Origin of the sequence: Pectobacterium odoriferum (genome assembly GCF_009931295.1) — a bacterium.
Taxonomy (GTDB): Bacteria; Pseudomonadota; Gammaproteobacteria; order Enterobacterales; family Enterobacteriaceae; genus Pectobacterium; species Pectobacterium odoriferum.
Genome location: NZ_CP034938.1, coordinates 3,379,651 through 3,399,268 on the forward strand (window position 1 = coordinate 3,379,651; position 19,618 = coordinate 3,399,268).

The 19,618-nt window shown below is 50.7% G+C and carries 14 protein-coding genes, 1 tRNA gene and 1 pseudogene; 5 read left to right on the forward strand and 11 right to left on the reverse strand.

Annotation, left to right across the window (positions count from 1 at the left end; translation table 11 throughout):
- Positions 1-27: 27 nt before the first annotated feature.
- From gspG to EO763_RS15245, 7 genes are all read right to left on the reverse strand, one after another.
- Positions 28-483 (reverse strand): type II secretion system major pseudopilin GspG, encoded by a 456-nt coding sequence (gspG, locus tag EO763_RS15215; RefSeq protein ID WP_103160334.1) that lies wholly within the window; start codon positions 481-483, stop codon positions 28-30.
- A 32-nt stretch (positions 484-515) separates the two neighbouring features.
- The gene (gene gspF, locus EO763_RS15220; protein ID WP_161529461.1) at positions 516-1,742 is read right to left on the reverse strand and encodes a type II secretion system inner membrane protein GspF; all 1,227 of its coding nucleotides are present in this window, start codon (positions 1,740-1,742) and stop codon (positions 516-518) included.
- Between the two features lies 1 nt (position 1,743).
- On the reverse strand, positions 1,744-3,240 hold the full coding sequence (gene gspE / locus EO763_RS15225; RefSeq protein ID WP_044208451.1) for a type II secretion system ATPase GspE: 1,497 nt from the start codon (positions 3,238-3,240) through the stop codon (positions 1,744-1,746).
- The gene (gene gspD, locus EO763_RS15230) at positions 3,237-5,189 is read right to left on the reverse strand and encodes a type II secretion system secretin GspD (RefSeq protein WP_161530415.1); all 1,953 of its coding nucleotides are present in this window, start codon (positions 5,187-5,189) and stop codon (positions 3,237-3,239) included. Before gspD ends, gspE begins: the two co-directional genes overlap by 4 nt.
- A gap of 88 nt (positions 5,190-5,277) precedes the next feature.
- Positions 5,278-6,141 (reverse strand): type II secretion system protein GspC, encoded by an 864-nt coding sequence (gene gspC, locus EO763_RS15235; RefSeq protein WP_044208449.1) that lies wholly within the window; start codon positions 6,139-6,141, stop codon positions 5,278-5,280.
- A gap of 50 nt (positions 6,142-6,191) precedes the next feature.
- Positions 6,192-8,171: a glycosyl hydrolase family 28 protein gene (locus EO763_RS15240; RefSeq protein WP_044208447.1), complete on the reverse strand. Its 1,980-nt coding sequence runs from the start codon at positions 8,169-8,171 to the stop codon at positions 6,192-6,194.
- Positions 8,172-8,297: 126 nt separating this feature from the next.
- On the reverse strand, positions 8,298-9,866 hold the full coding sequence (locus EO763_RS15245) for a pectate lyase family protein (protein ID WP_161529462.1): 1,569 nt from the start codon (positions 9,864-9,866) through the stop codon (positions 8,298-8,300).
- A 528-nt stretch (positions 9,867-10,394) separates the two neighbouring features.
- Between EO763_RS15245 and gspB the strand changes: the two genes are divergently transcribed.
- Positions 10,395-10,964 carry a type II secretion system assembly factor GspB gene (gspB, locus tag EO763_RS15250; RefSeq protein ID WP_161529463.1) on the forward strand — a complete coding sequence of 190 codons (570 nt, stop codon included), beginning with the start codon at positions 10,395-10,397 and terminating at the stop codon, positions 10,962-10,964.
- On the opposite strand, the gene gspS is transcribed toward gspB, so the two are convergent.
- Both gspS and alaC read right to left on the reverse strand, forming a co-directional pair.
- Positions 10,961-11,374 carry a type II secretion system pilot lipoprotein GspS gene (gspS, locus tag EO763_RS15255; protein ID WP_161529464.1) on the reverse strand — a complete coding sequence of 138 codons (414 nt, stop codon included), beginning with the start codon at positions 11,372-11,374 and terminating at the stop codon, positions 10,961-10,963. The genes gspB and gspS overlap by 4 nt on opposite strands.
- A gap of 107 nt (positions 11,375-11,481) precedes the next feature.
- A complete protein-coding gene (gene alaC, locus EO763_RS15260) occupies positions 11,482-12,723 on the reverse strand; it encodes an alanine transaminase (protein ID WP_161529465.1) in 1,242 nt (413 codons plus the stop codon).
- Positions 12,724-13,106: 383 nt separating this feature from the next.
- Here alaC and dgcA point away from each other — a divergent pair, with 383 nt between their 5' ends.
- Together dgcA and EO763_RS15270 are read left to right on the forward strand one after the other, a co-directional pair.
- Positions 13,107-14,087 (forward strand): N-acetyl-D-Glu racemase DgcA, encoded by a 981-nt coding sequence (dgcA, locus tag EO763_RS15265; protein ID WP_161529466.1) that lies wholly within the window; start codon positions 13,107-13,109, stop codon positions 14,085-14,087.
- Positions 14,088-14,129: 42 nt separating this feature from the next.
- Complete coding sequence (locus EO763_RS15270) at positions 14,130-14,990, forward strand: D-amino-acid transaminase (RefSeq protein ID WP_105879463.1); 861 nt, start codon at positions 14,130-14,132, stop codon at positions 14,988-14,990.
- Positions 14,991-15,070: 80 nt separating this feature from the next.
- On the opposite strand, the gene EO763_RS15275 is transcribed toward EO763_RS15270, so the two are convergent.
- Complete coding sequence (locus EO763_RS15275; protein ID WP_161529467.1) at positions 15,071-17,524, reverse strand: DUF3772 domain-containing protein; 2,454 nt, start codon at positions 17,522-17,524, stop codon at positions 15,071-15,073.
- A 398-nt stretch (positions 17,525-17,922) separates the two neighbouring features.
- Between EO763_RS15275 and EO763_RS15280 the strand changes: the two genes are divergently transcribed.
- Both EO763_RS15280 and EO763_RS15285 read left to right on the forward strand, forming a co-directional pair.
- Positions 17,923-17,999 (forward strand) — tRNA-Arg (locus tag EO763_RS15280).
- Between the two features lie 210 nt (positions 18,000-18,209).
- A pseudogene (locus EO763_RS15285) lies at positions 18,210-18,579 on the forward strand (Arm DNA-binding domain-containing protein); the annotation flags it as partial.
- Between the two features lie 141 nt (positions 18,580-18,720).
- On the opposite strand, the gene EO763_RS15290 reads toward EO763_RS15285, so the two are convergent.
- Positions 18,721-19,617, reverse strand: a complete 897-nt coding sequence (locus EO763_RS15290; protein ID WP_161529468.1) for a hypothetical protein — start codon at positions 19,615-19,617, stop codon at positions 18,721-18,723.
- Position 19,618 lies beyond the last annotated feature (1 nt).

Below are 19,618 nucleotides of genomic sequence, written 5' to 3' on the forward strand. Positions count from 1 at the left end.
ACCCATCTGCAACAAAGACCGACGTCTTTATTTTTTATCAAGATTCCAGTTGCCGATGTCATCTTCCGTTCCCGGCATGCCATCTGGCCCCAGAGAGAAGATATCCAGTTTGCCGTGCTGGCCGGGATTCAGCAGTTGATAGTCCGTGCCCCACGGATCCTGCGGCAGACGGCGAATATAGCCATCGGCTGGATAATTACGCGGTTCCGGCTGTACCGTCGGCTTCGTCACCAACGCCTTCAGGCCCTGCTCTGTGGACGGATAGCGGTTGTTATCCAGCTTGTACATGTCGAGTGCGCTTTCCAGAGACACAATATCGCTGACGGCTTTTTGCCGATCCGCCTTTTCCTTATTCCCCATCAGATTGGGCACTACCAGGCTCGCCAGTACGCCGAGAATGACGATCACCACCATAATTTCCAACAGGGTAAAACCACGCTGACCATAACTATGCTGCCCATAACTACGCTGAGACTGTTGCATCCTTACTTTTCCTCGTTCAATTGTTGGTTCTCTTACGAACTCATTAACGTATTCAGTTGCAGAATCGGTTGTAAAATCGCGAGTACGATGAACAACACCACCGCCGCCATGCTGACCACCAGCAGAGGCTCAAATAACCCCAGCGCCAGCGTCATCTGCGAACTGAATTCCCGATCCTGATTATCTGCCGCACGTTCCAGCATGCTGTCCAGCTCGCCGCTGCGTTCACCGCTGGCGATCATATGGCGCATCATTGGGGGGAAGAGCGCCGTCTGTTCCAGCGCTTTGTGCAGACTGACACCCTCTCGTACCGCATCCGTCGCCAGAGAGAGCCGATGACGGGCATAGTCATTACTCATGACATCACCGCTAATGCGCATCGCCTGTAACAGCGGCACCGCACTGGCGTTAAGAATACTGAGCGTCCGCGCGTAACGTGCCGTATTTAAGCCACGCGCGATGCGGCCGATGAGCGGTAAATGCAGCAGGCGTCGATGAAAACTGACGCGTCGCTTTTCCTGCCGCAGCATCACGCGAAACGCCATAAACCCCGCCAGCAATGCCAGCAACATCCACGGTCCAAACGTGCGCACGGCATCACTCATCCCCATCAACACGCGGGTTGAAAGCGGCAACGCTTGCTTCATGTGAATAAACTGCTCGACAACTTTCGGCACCACGACGGACAGCAAAATACTGACCACGGCAATCGCGACCACGGTTAGCACGCACGGGTAGATCATCGCCTGCTGGATACGGCTGCGCATCTGCTGGCGCTGCTCGGTGTAGTCCGCCAACCGGTTTAGCACGGCATCAAGGTGACCGGACGTCTCGCCTGCGGCGACCATCGCGCAGTACAGCCGTTCAAAGCTGCCGGGGAAGCATTTCATGGCATCGGCCAGCGAGTGGCCTTCCATGACCTTGCTGCGCACCGCCGCCATCAACTGGCTCAGATGTGGCTTTTCGCTCTGTTTTGCCACCGCATCCAGCGCTTCTTCCAGCGGCAACGACGCCGCCACCAGCGTAGCCAACTGGCGCGTCAATAACGCCAAATCTGAAGTACTGAGCCGAATTTTGCGGCGTAGGGAGAGTCCTGTAGAACTGGATTTCTGCTGATCGCCTCGGTTTTCATCAACCGACAGCGGCACCAGCCCGCGCTCCCGCAATAGCTGACGCGCCTGTCTGGCAGAGTCGGCCTCCTGAGTGCCACGGCATTTTTTCCCCTGCGCATCCAGCGCCTGATAGTGGTACTGTGCCATATCATTCCTCTTTGGTTACGCGGATCACTTCTTCCCAGGTCGTGAGCCCCGCCAGTACCTTATCCAACCCGTCCTGACGGATGGTGGTTCGACTCCCTCCCAGAATCTGCGCAATCGCCATTTCACCGTCACTGCGGTGGATCGCGGCACGGACGTCGTCATTAATCAGCACCAACTCATGAATGCCGATACGTCCCCGGTAGCCGGTAAAGCTACACTGCGGACAGCCAACGGGATTATGCAGCAGCGTACCGGGCGCGATCCCCATCTGTTCAGCCTGAACTGGATCGACCGGCTGCGGCTGGCTACAGTCAGAGCACAACGTTCTGACCAGACGCTGCGCGAGTACGCCCAGCAAAGAGGTTGACAGCAGGAAAGGCTCGACGCCCATATCCTGCAAACGAGACAGCGCACCTAACGCACTATTGGTATGCAGTGTGGATAACACGAGGTGACCGGTCAGCGAGGCCTGCACGGCAATCTGTGCCGTTTCACCATCACGAATTTCCCCCACCAGCACAACGTCCGGATCCTGACGCAGAATGGCACGCAACCCGCGGGCAAACGTCATATCCACCTTGGTGTTGACCTGCGTTTGCCCGATGCCTTCCAGCTCATATTCGATGGGATCTTCCACCGTCATGATGTTACGTTCCGAGGCATTCAGGCGGCTAAGCGCAGCGTAAAGCGTGGTACTTTTCCCCGAACCGGTTGGGCCGGTGACCAGAATAATGCCATGGGGGCGATGGATCAGGCTGTCCAGCAGTTGTCGATTGCGTTCCGACATACCCAGCAGCTCAAGATCGAGCTTAACGCTATTTTTATCCAGCAAACGCAGCACGACGCGCTCGCCGTAGTTCGACGGCAGCGTGGAGACACGGACATCAATCGCCCGCCCCCCCACTCGCAACGCCATGCGTCCATCCTGCGGGACACGCTTTTCGGCAATATCCAGCTTTGCCATGACCTTGATACGCGACACCAGCAGCGAAGCCAGCTTACGCTGTGGACGCAAAATCTCACGCAATACGCCGTCAACGCGGAAGCGGATCAACAAATAGCGCTCATACGTTTCGATATGAATATCTGACGCTTTACTCTTAATCGCTTCGGTCAACATGGCGTTGATGAGGCGAATAATCGGCGCGTCGTCATCAGCATCAAGCAAGTCATCGCTATCTGGCAGTTCTTCCACCAGCGTATAGAAGTCCATCTCATTACCGATGTCCTCCATCATACGGCGGGCCTCTTCCGAGTCGCGCTGATAGCTAATGACCAACTGCCGTTCAAATTCTTCATCCGTAACGCGCTCAATCTTGAGCGAACAGCCCGCAATCCGACGCGCTTCCAGCAAAGCGGCTGGCGGCGTTTGCGCGACGCAAATCGTCTGCAGGCTCGCGTCATTTTCCCTCTGCAACAGCAGAATTTGCTGCGATCGCGCATAGGCAAAAGGCAGTATGGGGCGTAATTCTATAATCTGGGAGGCAACGTCACTCATTTCCCGCCCGCCGGATAGAACGCCACAATGGAGGACTGAACCTGACGGAACGTATAGGCATTCCCACCTTCCGGCAGACGCAGCAAATCGTTATCCAGAAGCCCTCCCTCACCATTACTCACGTTTCGCTGTTTATTTTCTTCAGCACTGAACGAGTGATACTTACTGGCAGAGGCGCTCTGGAATTGGCTGCGATCGCGAATGATGGAAGGACGGATAAACAGCATCAGGTTACGTTTTTTCGTTTCCTGACTGTTGGAACGGAATAGGTATCCCAGAACGGGAATATCCCCTAAAAACGGCACCTTACTTGCAGACTCATTGGTACTTTTATCCAGCAAGCCGCCTACCACCACAGTTTCGCCGCTGCTGACCAGCACCGCGTTATTAACGGTACGCGTATTGAAGGTTGCCCCCAAATTGGTACTGCTGCTGGAGGCCGCATCTGCCACGCTGGAGACTTCCTGCTCGATTTCCAGCAAGACGGAGTCACCTTCGTTGATTTGCGGCTTCACCTTCAGCTTGATACCGACCGTTTTACGCTCTACCGTTTGGAAAACGTTGTCACCGGATGTCGTCTGCGAACCCGCCAATACAGGCACTTCCTGACCGACATTAAACGTCGCTTCCATATTATCCAGCGTCACAATACTGGGCGTCGCCAGAATATCATTCTTGCTATTGCTGGACAGCGCCGTCATCAGCATGCCCCAATTGCCCTGATAGAAGCCTGCGGCAATGCCGTTGAAGCTGCCAAGTGCACTCGTCGCTGCCGTGCCAAGCGTTCCATCACGCCGATACTGGTCCGCTCCCGCCATCATGGTCGTGATCGGTAACCCAGTATTCGTGAACTGCGTTACCCCTGCATTTTTATTGGCCCACTGCACGCCAAGGTTCATCCCATCGGCATCTTGCACTTCCGCAATAATCGCTTCGACCAACACCTGCGGACGGCGGATATCCAGCTGTGAGATCACCTGTTCCAGATCGCGCATGATGTCCGGTGCGGCATTCACAATCAGGGAGTTGGTTTGCTCGTGTGCCTTAATCGAGATGTCTTTGCGCAGCGCAGGCAGCGCATTTTGCTGATCGGTTTGGATACTGTCGCCGACACCAGTGAGCACTTCGACCAGATCGGCAGCCTTGGCGTATTTAAGGTAGATAACTTTGGTGTTGCCCTGTACCGCCTGCTGGCGATCGAGCTGCTTGATCATATCAATCACGCGCTGGCGTGAATTCGGCTCACCGCGCACCAACACCGAATTAGTTCGTTCGTCAGCCACCACGTTGGCGGTCAACATGCCGGGCAAGGCGGATTTCTCATCCATCTTGTTCAGCTCATTCACCATCTTCACCACTTCCGTCGAGGAAGCGTAAGACAGCGGTATGCTGGTCACATTCCGATCGCCCGTCTGATCAACCCGCTCGACAATCGTCATCAGCCGCTGGATCACACCCGCGCGGCCGGTCATTAGCAGCACGTTCGACGGTTCGTAATGCACCACACTCCCAGCACCAGCGTTGTCGTTCAACTGGCGCAGCAGTGGTGCCAAATCGCGGGCCGCGACGTTGTTGACTGGCACGACGCGCGTCACCACCTCATCGCCAATGCCCGGCTGTTCATCCGTCGCCAGCGGCATCGACGTCGATTTCGCATCCTTCGAGCGAATAATTTTCAGGACGTTGTTATCCATCGGAATCACGGTGAATCCATAGACATCCAGCACGCTCAGGAAGAACTGGTAATACTGCTCTTCGTTCATCATGTCATAGCTGCGTACGGTAATCGTTCCACTAACCGACGGATCGATAATGACCGTCTTATTCAGATTTTTACTGACGGTATTGATAAACTCCTGAATATCCGTGCCCTTAAAACTGGCGGAGAATTCGGCACTCCACGCCAATGATGACGCCATCAACAGAACACTCCCGCTGAGCAATAGCATGCTCTTGCGGCGTACCTGACCAAGCCATTGGTTTTTATGTTTTGAAAAAACCTGACGCTTAAAAAATCCCTGTCCCTTGCTAAACAAATTAGTGGTCTCCATCCAATGCCAGATATATATCCTGCTGTTGACCATCACGCTCGATGGTCAAATTAAATTTGCTCATCCCTGCCAGTTGCGCCATCGCCTGCTGTGCCTGATCCGCATCACGTAAATCCATGCCATTTAATGACACGGCGAGATCATTATCCTGCAAGCCTGCGCGGTAGAAAAGGTCGGGATTTTTGCCGGGGTTTAACTGATATCCTTTCAGGACTTCTTCTTCCGTGACGGGAGAAATGGTCAGGTAGTCCTGCGCCGAGAAGGGATCTTTTTGTATCTCATTTTTCACCTGATTAAATGCGCCAGAAGACGACGGCGCGCCAGCCGCTTCTTCTTCTTGATACAAATGCAGCGCCTCATAGCGCCCCTGATACTGGAGCACGACACGATCGGCAGAGATAGTCACAATTTTGGCTTCATAGCCCGGTATGGCATCGCCGACGTTACGGCTGTATTGCTGACTATCTTTAGCGATGATGGCAATAGACCGCTTGGCGTCTTCACTCGCCAACACTCCAGTCAGGCTGATATTTAACGACGTCAGTGGAATATCGCCGGATAATGCGGCGTCGTTAACGGCAGACGCATCCGCATCGGGGGCATGACCAAATAGGGTAAAATCACCCAGCGTAGTGGGTTTTTCTTTCGCTTGGGCAGGCGTGACCGACACGCCAACAATGCGTGAGTCTTCGGGTAGGAGAAAGCGCCAGGTCAATACGGCCAACTGCTGACAAATCAGCAACAAAATCAGCCCCAACACAATACGTCGGATCAGCGGAGCTGGCAGTGACCGAAAAGTGGCAACCAACGAATTAAAAGACGGATCTTTGAAAGCTTGCAATCGTGCCATAGGTAATCATCCATAATACTCCCCACGCCGATTAGCGTGGGGAAAATGCCTTATTCCGTTGCGGCTTCCCGGGTGATGGTCTCATCACCGCTGGTCGTCAGCGTGGCATCATTATTTACACGGTCTTCGAGCCTGATATTGTCAATATATCCGAAATTCCAGGCTCCCGGTACATTCTCAAAAATGACATTTTTAAATTCACTGTTCTTCAGGAACGTAATGTCCGTCGTTTTTACATTTTTGAATTTTACATTCTCAAAATGCAAGCCTTGGTGATAGGCATCACGTCCAAAAGAGAACTTATACGCATCAGCCATTTCAGCCACAGTCATCCCATCGACCATGATACTGTTTTTCTTCGCTGTACCATCAACCGTGACGTTGGAAACGGTCACATCACGGAACTGTGCAGGCTCAGCGGCAGGCTGGGTATCGTTCACGTCCGCTTTATATTTAATCGTGAACACAAACGGCTCATTGACAATATCACGCATCGCGTTATTACGGAATACCACGTCACGCGAGCCGCCACCATAATAGGGTCGACTCTTCATGCGCAGGCCAACATCCGTCTTATTCATTACGTTATCTTCAGCAACAATTTTTTCAATCCAGGCACCGGTATGGCTACCCGTGACCACCGCGCCATGCCCACGGCGGAAGTAGTTATTGAAGATCCAGGCACCGCTCTGCGCTTTTTGCCCCAGCGTGACGACTTCGGCACCGTATCCTGCTGCAAAGTTTACGCTGTCATCACCCGTATCAAAAAAGTTATTAAATACCATGACGTTCTGGCTATTGCCGAATTCAATGCCATCCGCATTATTGGCGTCGTACGTCGTATGTACCAGCGCATTCATCGCCACATTTTCGGATTCCAGCACCATCACACCATGGAAAGCCGGGTTCAGAATCGTCAGACCTTCCAGATACATGTTGCTCACGCCGCGCAGCGTCATCAGGCTGGAGCGTCGGTTTTTGTACGCCTCATCCAGTAACATTCCTTCAGCAACGGCTTTTGCCGTTTGGTCTTTTGCCAGAATACCGTCACTGCCAACGTTGGCCGCTTTACTCGCACGGTAGAGCGGTAACTCGTTCTTTAATTCATCAATTTCAGTAATATTTGTATCGCTGGCTTTAATACCACGCGTCCAGCCGTTGCCATCAATTGTGCCCTGTCCGACGATACGAATATTTTTAAAAGTGCCTGCATGGCTGCTGCCCTGATCGTCCGCTTCCAGTACGTTAATCAGAGAAGGTGGACGCTTCGGCAACTTAGGTGAACTGTAAGGGTAGAGATAGTAGCCGCGGGCGAGTGGGTAATCATCACCATTTGCTGACCCGAGCAATATAGCGCCTTTCGCGACTTCAAACGTCATATCGCTATGCAGGAACAGCGCCCCTGTTTTAAACGTTCCACCGTCAACCACAACTTTACACCCTTTCGGATACGCAGTTGGCGTACAGTCATCAATCGCCTTCTGAATCGCCACCGTGTCGTTTGTTACACCATCCCCTTTCGCACCATAGTTGGTCACATTCAGTGAAGCTGGCGTCGCCGTCGTTTTCTGCACGACGGTTTCACTATCCACGGATTCTTTGCCGTCATCATAAAGCGCACGCACCGTGAAGCGGTATTCCGTTTCCGGCGACAGATTAGCCACCTTGAAATTATGGAAGCTGACGCGGACATGCCAGTTATCGGTATCGATCGAATTGTAGAAGTTATCGATATACGGCTTGGCCGGCGAATGGGTGTTCTGGTTATCAATAGTTCCGCCCAGTAAGGTTCCATTCATGTAGACACGGTAATCCTTAATGCCAGCGGCAGGTTTGGTCGGTTTTTCCCAGGCCAATACCACGCTGCTATCATCATAAGCCAGCGTCGGCACTTTAAGATTTTGTGGCGCGGCGGAACGATCAACACCGACATCCGGCGTTGAGTCGCTATCGCTGCATCCGGCAATCAAGCCGCTCAGAACTAATGTCGCGCAGAGCGTAAGACGGGTACGAGGTAAAAAATCAGTCATAGCATTTCCTGTATTTTTACTATTATTTTTCCCGATGTATTTCGCCCCGCAGCAGGATCGTTGCCACAGAGCGAAACCTATCGGCAGAGGGTTTACAGATAAAAATAATGCGTTGGAACAGACGCTCTACGGCAGAGAAATATCCAGTTTCCCCGCGCCGGCATTCTCCAATACATATTTCTCAACGGCGGAGATGGATTTCCCTGCGCTATACACATAAGGCGGACTCCATTCCAGTTCATTGGTGCAGGTTTCCAGCGCCCATGCTGGTACGGCTTTCCCAGAATTTGTAGCGCCGGCCTTCTCGGCTTCTTGCAATGCGACGCATTTGTCTACTGCGATTTGATTCAAATTGCTTGCTGGATTGCCATTGAACCAGGAGCCGTTGTCTTTAAATTTGCTTCCCTTGTAGGCACCGATGATCAAATTTTCATCCGCACCGCCGCCCTGGAAATTAAACACGTTACTTTCGGAAAGAATGGATGAATCGAAGCCCATCCCAATGGCATACAGAATGGGGTAATTCGTATCCGTTGCCCCGCGATGGTAGTTATTCAGCAAATGCACCTGACCAAAGCGCACACGCGGCGAACGCTGCACGCTGTTGTCCCATAAATTGCCTTCAAAGGTGATTCGGTATTCCCCCTTATCACCATCGCCAGAGCCAATTAATACCGTTTTGTCATGTTGGGAGAAAATGTTGTAGGAAATCGTCAGGTAGTCGGCACCGTCTTCTATATCCAGTAAGCCGTCGTGGCGCTGGATAGGCTTGCCAAATAGCTCCGGCTCTAAATGGTCTGGATATTCACCGTCCGTAAACGTGCAGTGATCGATCCAGACATTTTTACTCGCATTAATCGATACGGAATCATAACGCGCATTCCAGTTACCTTTATCGCCGTCGCCCGCATCCCAGGCTGGGGCAAAGTCACGCGGTGCCTGAAACGTAATATTACGGATAATGATGTTGCTGTTATCCGTTTTGCCGAACGTATGGCTCAAGGTATTGAGGGATAAATAGCCTTCCACCAATTTTGCTTCGCTACCCACACCTAAAATCGTGGTATTTGGCGGTACCTGAAATTGAATCTGCGCCTTCTGGTTGTTGGCATACTGCGAACGTTGACCATTTTGTTTTTTCAACAGGCTAAGCTGTGTGCTGGCGGCAGCCGCGTCGCTTCCACCGGCATCTGCCGTCGCTTTCAACTGCGCCATATAATTCTGATCGAATGCTTTGACGTATAAATCAAAATCAAACGTTGTTTTATTCGGTTTGGTTTTATAATCTTCGGCGTTGGCATAGCGTCCATTGCCTAAATCATCACCACGGATAGTCCCTTGCCAGTAGATAATTTTGGGTTCTAACTTTGCCTTCAATTCCGCATCAGCATCACCAGCGATATAACGGGGGCTGCGGATATTATTTAATGCATCTTTTAATTCCTGACGGCTGGTGACGACATAAATGCTATTTTCATGTGCGCCCTCGCCCCCCGTCGTCGCATAAAATTTACCATCCGTATTATGATATTGCGCAGCCCAACCAAACGGTGCCATTTTCACCTGTAAATCTGGTGGGGCCGCTTCTTCCACGGGCTTCTGACTATTATCACACCCAGAAAGCACGATCCCAGAAAGAGCAATAGCTACCGCACAGGTGCGTAAACGACCAGTCCCAATAACCGTTTTAAACATTTTATCCCTCAGTATTTTTAAATTATTAAAATAGAAAAATAAATCCGCACAAAACCCTGCGATATAAATCGCATACTTTAAAAGTACTTTTATTCTTAATGTCGTGGCAGATTGACACGTCCCTTATTGATAAAAAAGCAGCGCACTCTCTGTAGTAAAAAACCACATAACAATACTGCCCATTTAACGCTCGGGACTGTTAATTAAACGATGATGGCGCCACCCCACACTGATTGATTATCGAACAAAAAAGAAACGTTATACCCACAATGGTAAAACATGGTTTCATTAAAGCAAATTCACACGTTTTTTTTGCGACCCGCATCAAGATTCCATCTGTGATTATTATGAGTGTAATAGTTTTTAATCAAAATGGAGGAACTGTCACATAACCGAGAGATTCAGTTTTCTGGCTCTTTCTATTTTTTGCAAAATAAGGCAGACGGCACCATCCCACTCACTCGACTTTCGTTTATGATGTGATGCTACACAGCCTAAGATACGCCCTAAATAATTAAGGATGAGCGCGTGGATAACGCACCGGACGCACAGACACACTCACAGCCAGCGCTGCTTGCCAGATACCCAATGCCCGGTTATCTGATGGTTATTTATGCCCTGCTTTTTATCGCGCTCGGCTGGTTCAGCCATCAGCGCTGGGGGAGTCCCGCTTCTCCTGAGCTCGCTTTAGCTGCTCAAGCTGCTACCTTGCCTGCGGCAGAAGAGCAAACGCCAGCAACTCCAGCGGCGACGCCTCATCAAGATGCGCCCCATACCGATACGCCTGTTCCCCCAGAGAAAAGGACCACACTGCCGTTACCCGCCATCAGCAATGGTGAGATTCCACCGCTGACCTACAGCGCACACGTGTACACGTCGGATGAAGCCAAGCGCAGCATCACGCTCAACGGTCTGCAATTCCGTGAAGGGGATTCGCCAGTAGAAGGACTGACCATAGAGCAGATCCAGCAGGATATGACCATTTTCAACGTAGAGGGCGAGGTGTTTATTCTGGAAGCGCTGGAAGATTGGCCGGGCGGAAAATTCAACGAGAATGAACGTTCCGCCGACGATGAAAGTGTAAACGCTACGCCTTAGCCTCGACTACGAATGGCATCAATAAACGGCGTCAGCGTACGGTTAAATTCCGAACACTGCGCCTCTTTTGGCGTACTGTCTTTCAATAACCCTTGATACAGGCTTTCACTGCGCTGCGGTAAAGCCTGATAGCTCGCGACATTCCAGCCTCGTTGTTTCGCTACAGCCAACGCGACATTAGCAATCGTCGCATCATCGGGCAGATCGCTGCGGTTACACTTCGATTTGAGATAGCGGGTAGCCGCAACCAGCGACGCCAGTTGATTCATTTGATCGTTAGGAGAAACCGTTACCACAGAAGACTGACCTGCCACCGTTCCTTTTTGGGCAGACGTTCCTGTTTGTTGGCACCCGGCCAGCGTGACGCAAAGCAACGTTAACGCAGAAATTTTAGACAGAGATAATGACATGACGAACTCATCCTGATTGAGATTAACGGTAGGCATTCTAGCAAATGATAAGCCGCTGTCACGGCATGTTTATGTGCTCCCGGTCAGACAACCGGGAGCCGTGGACATCAGGCAGCCGAGCCCTTGCCGGGTAAGGATTTGGTGGTCGGTAATAGACCGTCAGCACGGAACATGGCCTTAATACCGCGCACCGCCTGCCGAATACGATCCTGGTTCTCAATTAAGGCGAACCGCACATGGGTATCGCCATAATCGCCAAAGCCAATACCGGGGGAAACGCAAACCTTCGCCTCCGACAGCAGTCGCTTGGCAAACTCCAACGACCCCATATACGCATAGGCTTCAGGAATTTTCGCCCAGACGTACATTGACGCTTTCGGCTCATCAACCATCCAGCCTGCCTCGTGCAGACCACGCACCAAAACGTTACGACGCTGGCGATACTGCTCGGCGATGTCCCGCACACATTGCTGATCGCCTTCCAATGCAGCAATCGCCGCCACCTGCAACGGCGTAAACGTACCGTAATCGTGGTAGCTCTTAATCCGCGCCAGCGCGCTGACCAGCTCTGGGTTACCGACCATAAAGCCGATGCGCCAGCCCGCCATGTTGTAGCTTTTTGACAGCGTGAAGAACTCTACCGCGATGTCCTTCGCGCCGGGAACCTGCATGATCGACGGCGCTTTCCAACCGTCATACACGATATCGGCATAAGCCAGATCGTGGATCACCAACACGCCGTACTGTTTCGCCAACGCCACAACGCGTTCAAAGAAATCCAGCTCGACACACTGCGCTGTCGGGTTCGACGGAAAACCGAGAATCATCATTTTCGGCTTCGGAATACTCTCGCGGATCGCGCGCTCTAATTCATTGAAGAAATCGACACCGTCTACCAGCGGCACAGAACGCACCTGCGCCCCGGCAATCACCGCACCATAAATGTGAATCGGGTAACTGGGGTTAGGCACCAGCACCGTATCGCCATGATCCAACGTTGCCAGCATCAGGTGCGCCAGCCCCTCTTTGGAGCCGATAGTGACAATAGCTTCGCTTTCAGGATCGATATCAACCTCATAGCGATCGGCGTACCAGCGGGAGATCGCACGGCGTAAGCGCGGAATACCTCGGGAGGTCGAATACCCGTGAGTATCTTCGCGTTGTGCAACCGTACAGAGTTTTTCCACGATATGAGGAGGTGTCGGGCCGTCAGGGTTACCCATGCTGAAATCAATAATATCTTCGCCGCGACGACGCGCAGCCATTTTTAATTCAGCAGTAATATTAAATACATACGGGGGAAGACGATCGATGCGCGTAAAACGGCGCGGAGAAGTAGAATCAGCCATAACATCCTCAATTTAACGTGAGCGCCCGGACCGTCCGAGCGACGCAGTGCCTGTAAAGGCACTCTACTCAGCATCATTCAAATCGCAGGAACCCGTTTTCGTTGGCGACAGCTTTCGTTAACTACAGCTTTCGTTAACTACAAGGGTACAGGCGACCTGAAGTGTGATGAGCTTATTCAAGCTATCTCAGATAATTCGTCCTGTCGATACCGTGCTCATAAATTTTTCCAGCCCGGAATTAAGCCTCATCAATTTCTGGCTAAAATCGCGAAAAATGAAGAATACGTACCGGAAGAAGCATTACACTTGATAACCCGCTCAGGCCTTGTAAATAAGGCATTTATGCCAGTGAGGCACAGGATAGTTAGTCCGAGAGTAAGCTTATGACTGAGATGCGATATTTCACCGAGAGTTGGCCAATAGAAGGCGCTTTTACCATTTCACGCGGCAGCAAGCGTCAGGCGGATGTCGTTGTTGTGGCGCTCCAGTCTGACAACGTGGCAGGCTACGGCGAATGCGTCCCTTATTCACGCTATGGCGAGTCCGTTGACAGCGTAATGGAACAGATTGCCTCACTGCACAGCGACTTCCGTAACGGTTTAGATCGGGAGACGCTGCAAACCATCCTGCCTGCCGGCGCGGCACGCAATGCGCTCGATTGTGCATTCTGGGATCTGGAGTGCAAACAACACCAACAGCGCATTTGGCAGCGTTTGGATCTCCCTTCGCCTACGGCTTTAGAGACGGCCTATACGCTATCGCTGGATACGCCAGACCATATGCGCCACACCGCAATACATCATGCCACTCGCCCTCTTCTCAAACTAAAACTGGCAGACACCGACGATCTGGCCAGAGTTGCTGCCGTGCGCGAAGGTGCACCGTTAGCACGTCTGATTGTGGACGCCAATGAAGGGTGGGACACCGAACGCTATCTGGCACTGGTTCCTGAACTCGCTGCGCTTGGCGTAACGATGATCGAACAACCTTTCCCAGCAGGCAAAGATGATGTGCTGGCAGACTTGCCCCGCCCGATTCCCGTTTGTGCCGATGAATCCTGTCATGACAGTCAGTCGCTGGCCGCTCTGGTCGGCCGCTATGACATGATCAACATCAAGCTGGATAAAACCGGCGGACTGACTGAAGCCCTGCGTCTGCGAAAATACGCACAGGCGCAAGGTTTAAAAATTATGGTCGGCTGCATGGTGAGTACATCGCTTTCGATGGCACCTGCTTTTGTCGTGGCGCAAGGTGCCGCCGTGGTCGATTTGGATGGCCCGCTGCTCTTGCAACACGATCGCACTAACGGGCTGCACTATAACGGTAGCGAAATATTACCGCCCGACGCATTATTGTGGGGATAACGCGCGTTAACCTGCATTGAGCAACTATTAAGGAGTGTTGTGATGCAACGTCTTGTTTATGTTGATGGACAGTATTTAGAAGAAAACGAAGCAAAAATTTCTGTATTTGACCGTGGTTTCCTGTTTGCCGATGCCGTCTATGAAGTGACAGCGGTCATTGATGGCAAACTGGTTGATTTCCCCGACCATATCACTCGCCTGCAACGCTCCTGCCGCGAGCTATCGCTCACGTTGCCTGTTACACCTGAGGCACTCAAAGATATTCACGATGAGCTGATCAATAAAAACGATTTGAAAGAAGGCGCGATCTATTTACAGCTTAGCCGCGGCAATGCGGGCGATCGTGACTTCTATTTCCCTTCTGCCGACGTCAAATCCACGCTGGTTTTATTCACTCAGGCACGTTCGCTGGTCGGTAACCCGAAAGCCACAACGGGCCTGCACGTTGTCACCACCGAGGATATTCGCTGGCAACGTCGGGACATCAAAACCGTCAGCCTGCTCGCCGCAAGCCTGGCAAAAGAGTATGCCCATGCCAATCAGGCCGACGATGCTTTCTTTGTTGAAGAAGGTTTCATTACCGAAGGCAGTTCCTGTAACTGCTATATCGTCCTGCATGACAACACGGTTGTGACCCGCCCATTGAGCAACGCTATTCTGCACGGCATTACGCGTCAGTCACTGCTCAAGCTGGCAGAAAAGGATGGCATTGCGCTGGAGGAACGCTTTTTTACGCCGGAAGAGGCGTATCACGCCAAAGAGATTTTTGTCAGTTCAGCCACCATGCTTGTTCTCCCTGTCGTGATGCTGGATGGAAAAACAATCGGCGACGGCAAGCCCGGAAAAATTACTCAGCGGTTGCGTGAAATCTATCTCGATATGATTAAACAGCAGGGAGAATAGCCGTACCTCACGTCCTGTAAGCACGGCTTAGATACTCATCCGTTACCCGTTCAATGCCGGATAACGGATGGCTGAGCACATTATTTATCCTCACCCGAAATGCCGTCAGGCAGCGCAAACCCTGAGTTTTCCAGAACCATCTTCTGCGGTACGGCCAGCGGAATGTTTGATGCCCGTAGCCGCTTGATAATCTCAAACAGCAGACCGCTCTTCGCTTCCGATACCATTCTCGGACTGCTGACATAGCCCGTGACACTCAGCACCATGCCCGTTGGGTTCAACTGACTGAATTTCACTGACGGTGCCGGTGACTCCAGAATCGCATCATGGTTGATGTAAGCATCCAGCAAAAGTGTCCGAACCTCTTCAGGATCGACATCGAGCGGGAACGTCAGCGCCAGCGTCGCGACCCCAAACGGGTTCCCCATCGTCATATTGCGTACATTCTGTGAAATGAATTGAGAGTTCGGCACAATCACCGTCGAACGGTCGCCCAGTTGAATTTCTGTCGCCCGCACGTTAATCCGCCGGATATCCCCTTCAACTCCACTGATACTGACCGAGTCCCCGACTTTCACCGGGCGTTCCGTCAACAAAATCAGGCCGGAGATAAAGTTCTTCACGATCTCCTGTAAACCAAAACCGATCCCCACCGACAGCGCGCTGACAATCCATGCCAGCTTGTTCCATTCAATCCCCAATGTCGCCAACGTCAGCAGGATAATCAGGATGTAGCCGATGTTGCTGAACAGCGTCACCAGCGACGCACGGATACCGCGTTCTAACGTCGTTTTAGGAAGGAATTCATCTTCCAGCCAGCGTTTTGAGGAACGTAAAACATAAATCCCCACCACCAGAAAGAGCACAGCATTGACCAGATGCGCCGGCACGATGCTTAAGGTTTCCAGACCTTTCCCGCCCCAAATTTCAACGGCTTTTTGCACGAGTTCCAGCGGGGTCGTCGTACCAAACGTTCCGTTAAGTAAGGCGACGGCTGCCATTAAAATTAACAGGACTTTACCGCCGGCCGACAGAATCAATGTGGCCTGAGCCAAATGCCGATCGTCCAGATTAAGCGAATTCTTCATTCGCTTACCGCAGGCATTGTTGGGAGAAAAGAGGCTTTCGCAGATATCGGTAATAAACGTTGAGAACAAATACAGGCAGGAGAACACCATACCGATCCACACCAGTTCGAAAGCCAGAAAGCGAGCCAGTGAGATATAACCGATGACCAGCGACACCAAAATAGCAAACGCCGTTGCCAATACCGCAAGATGAATAATGCCAGATAATGTCGAACGCGCTTCCGGTTGTTCCCCGGAGTGCACCATCTGCCGACGGATCTGATCGCTTTTCAGCGTTATCGTCCCTGCAGTAAAGGCCAGGAACAGTGCAGATAAGCCGTTCACCATAATGGTTGCCGCGACCGATGTCCCTACCGTCGCCGTAACTTGTTCAATAAAACCGAAGATCAGAATAATGCCAGCGGCAACCACGGGAAACGGCTTCATCGCTTTTGCGACAGGGTTAGCAATCGCGGGCAAGCGCCATGAAGGGCGCTGATTAGAAAGGAATGCGCGCCCCAACCCAGCGATCATCGAACAGAAAATTGCCTGTCGCACCAGCGCATCAAGGAACGACACGACACGCTCTGAAGCCTCACCATGACGTGTAAACGTAAAGTCGATCAGATTCACCGCGATACCGATCGTGGCCACGGTTGAAATAACTGACGCCGTGGCTAAAAAACTCCGCCGCAGACGCCCTTCCGGCAGCCAGTGAATTCCCGCCCAGGCCAGACATTTCTCCAGATACCGACGCCCCGCCGAACTCATGGCCATGGCGATCAAAACCAGGAGTGCAGAACCGTAACGCCAGTCCGGCTCCCAGGCCACCGTAAAGGCATCACTTAATTGATCCTGAAAGGTGTTCAGGCGACGTACATCTTCAGCCTGCGGAGCCACAAGCGGAGCCCAGAAGCGCCCACCCAGAATGCTACCGGAATTCAATGCCAGTTGCGTTTTCAGCGCATTACGGCGCAGAGTAACAATTTGCGCAGACAAATTGGCCGCCCCGATGCGTAAAGCCTGAATCTGCTCGATCTGCGCATCCATTTTTGCTTTTTGCGTATTCAGACTGTTTCGCTTACGCGTCACTTCGCTGGTTTCATTAATACTGGAGCCGGACTCTGGCGCAGGCCCTAAGACATCCAACTGAGCCTGAATTTGAGCCCGCTGCGGTGCCACAGCATTAGCAAGCTCGTTAGCGTTATTGACCAATTCCTGCGTTGTGTCATTCAACGCACCAAATTTGCTGTCGTTATTTGTGCCTGAAACCTGCTGCTTGATGTTATCTAACTGTTTTTGCAGCTTGATCAACTCGGCATCAACATTAATTTTTACGGGCGCATCGGTCTGCGCGGGCTGTGGGTCAGGATCAGAATCCGCACTCGCCGCCGATGCATATCCAACAGGCAGCAACAACATCGCCAGCAGACAAACACGCAAGAATGCGGATGAAAGAATGTTCATAAATCAAAAGGTTCCAAAGTTCGACAAAATAGCGGATCCACAAATGACCGGGCGACAAACCCAGCACGTGAAAGCAGCCCACATTCATCCAAAACCCAACGAATGCGGGCATAGTGTACCAATAGCGCAGGATGCAGAATACGCTCGATCATAACTTGAAAAGAATTACTGAACGCATCTAGCAGATAAAACTGAAATGTTCATTGCTATGTGTAGTTCATGTGGACGAGGCTCGCAATTGTGCAAAAAAGTCACACCAGAGAAAGCAACATTCACCAAAGTTGTACAGGGATTCACCGTATAGCGTAAATCCAGCGCCAACCCGTTGACTCACTGGGACGTGTGGGTATAATCCAGCCCACTGTTGTGACAAGCAACAGCCATTTCTTTTTTGAAATGCGCCCTTAGCTCAGTTGGATAGAGCAACGGCCTTCTAAGCCGTAGGTCACAGGTTCGAGCCCTGTAGGGCGTACCATTTCAAGTAAACAGACGTCAACCGACGTCTTTTTTTATGCCTAAAATTCAGTGAATTAGCTATAAATTCGCTGCTTTCAGTCAACCAGACTCTACCGATATCTACGTACATCAAGTAGGATTTTTTGGTATAAGTGATGGTACAAGCCCGTTCAATGAATTCTTATACCAACAGCCAGCGTATGCCGACACCTCAATATGGAGATCTGCTATGCCACTCACCGACGTAAAAGTCAGAAGAGCCAAACCGAAGACAAGGCTTATAAACTTACCGATGGTGAAGGGATGCATCTGATGGTCCACCCTAACGGCTCAAAATACTGGCGTCTTCAATACCGCTTCGACGGTAAACAGAAAACACTGGCGCTTGGGGTATATCCTGAAATTACCCTGTCTGAAGCCCGACAACGCCGTGATGAAGCCAAACGCCAAATTGCTACCGGGACTGACCCCAGCGAACAGAAGAAGGTGGACAAACAACTGCGCCAAACGCTCGTTGATAACACCTTCAAAGCATCGCTCTCGAATGGCATGAATACAAACGCCCTAACTGGTCGAAGGGGGACGCTGAAGACCTGATCTTGATTGATCGACACCACTCAGCCCGATTGGTGATTTGGGATATTTGGCGATTGATCAGGTCGCACAACCTGGGCGAGTGATCTACTATTTGGTGAAGTTATTTAGTCTCTTTTGGAAGTAATTACTATAGATTACCAAATTTAACAAATAGCTTCTGATAAAGCTTCTTCATATGATGAGCAGATCTTGATCTCTGCATCAAGAAAGGAATCACGCAGAGTTAGGTCTTTACAACTTAGAATGTTTTCATCGAGTTTTTCACTAGAAAAAAGAAGAGATTTATCCTTTTTATAATTCGTTTCTAGATAAATAAACTTTCTGATAGCAGAGTGATTGCAGTAACTTGTGTTAAAAATATCGCAGATTATTCTTGGTGACAAATGAACTCTACCTTGTGTGGAAAATTCAACTTCATCAGAGGAAGAACGATCTTGTATACTATCTTTTAAATAAGGAAAAATATCTAAACTTCCGTAGCGAATACCAGCACTTACAGGTAAAGAAAAGACATAAAAATTATCTTCTGACTTATATATATATGGTTTATCATTTGATATGAAATTATAATTAAGCGAGAGCAACTTAAGCATGAGCGTTGTTTTACCTGCAAACTTATCACCAATAACACATATCGCACCACGGCTATCGCTAACACAGGAAGCATGCAAGGTCATGACGTTATTATTTATAATGAATGTATCAATATGGTCACGTATCTCTCTAAACGCAGCCTTATATAACCCCTTCGATTTAAACAACCCAAACAATTGAAGCCGAGTTGAATCACATGAAGAGCTTGCTAATAAACCACAACGTGCCGAGTTAAAGGATTTACTTAATTCCGTAAAATCCATTAATGGTAACCCAAACTCAGCAGAAACTGTAACGTCTACATTAAACTCACCTTCTACATTAAATAAATGACTATAGAATAACGATTTCAAAAAAAACAAAAATTCATTATCATTGCTTTCGATGCAAATAATTTTGACATCACAATGCAAATCTAGTTTGATAAAAAAGTTGTGTTGCGACATG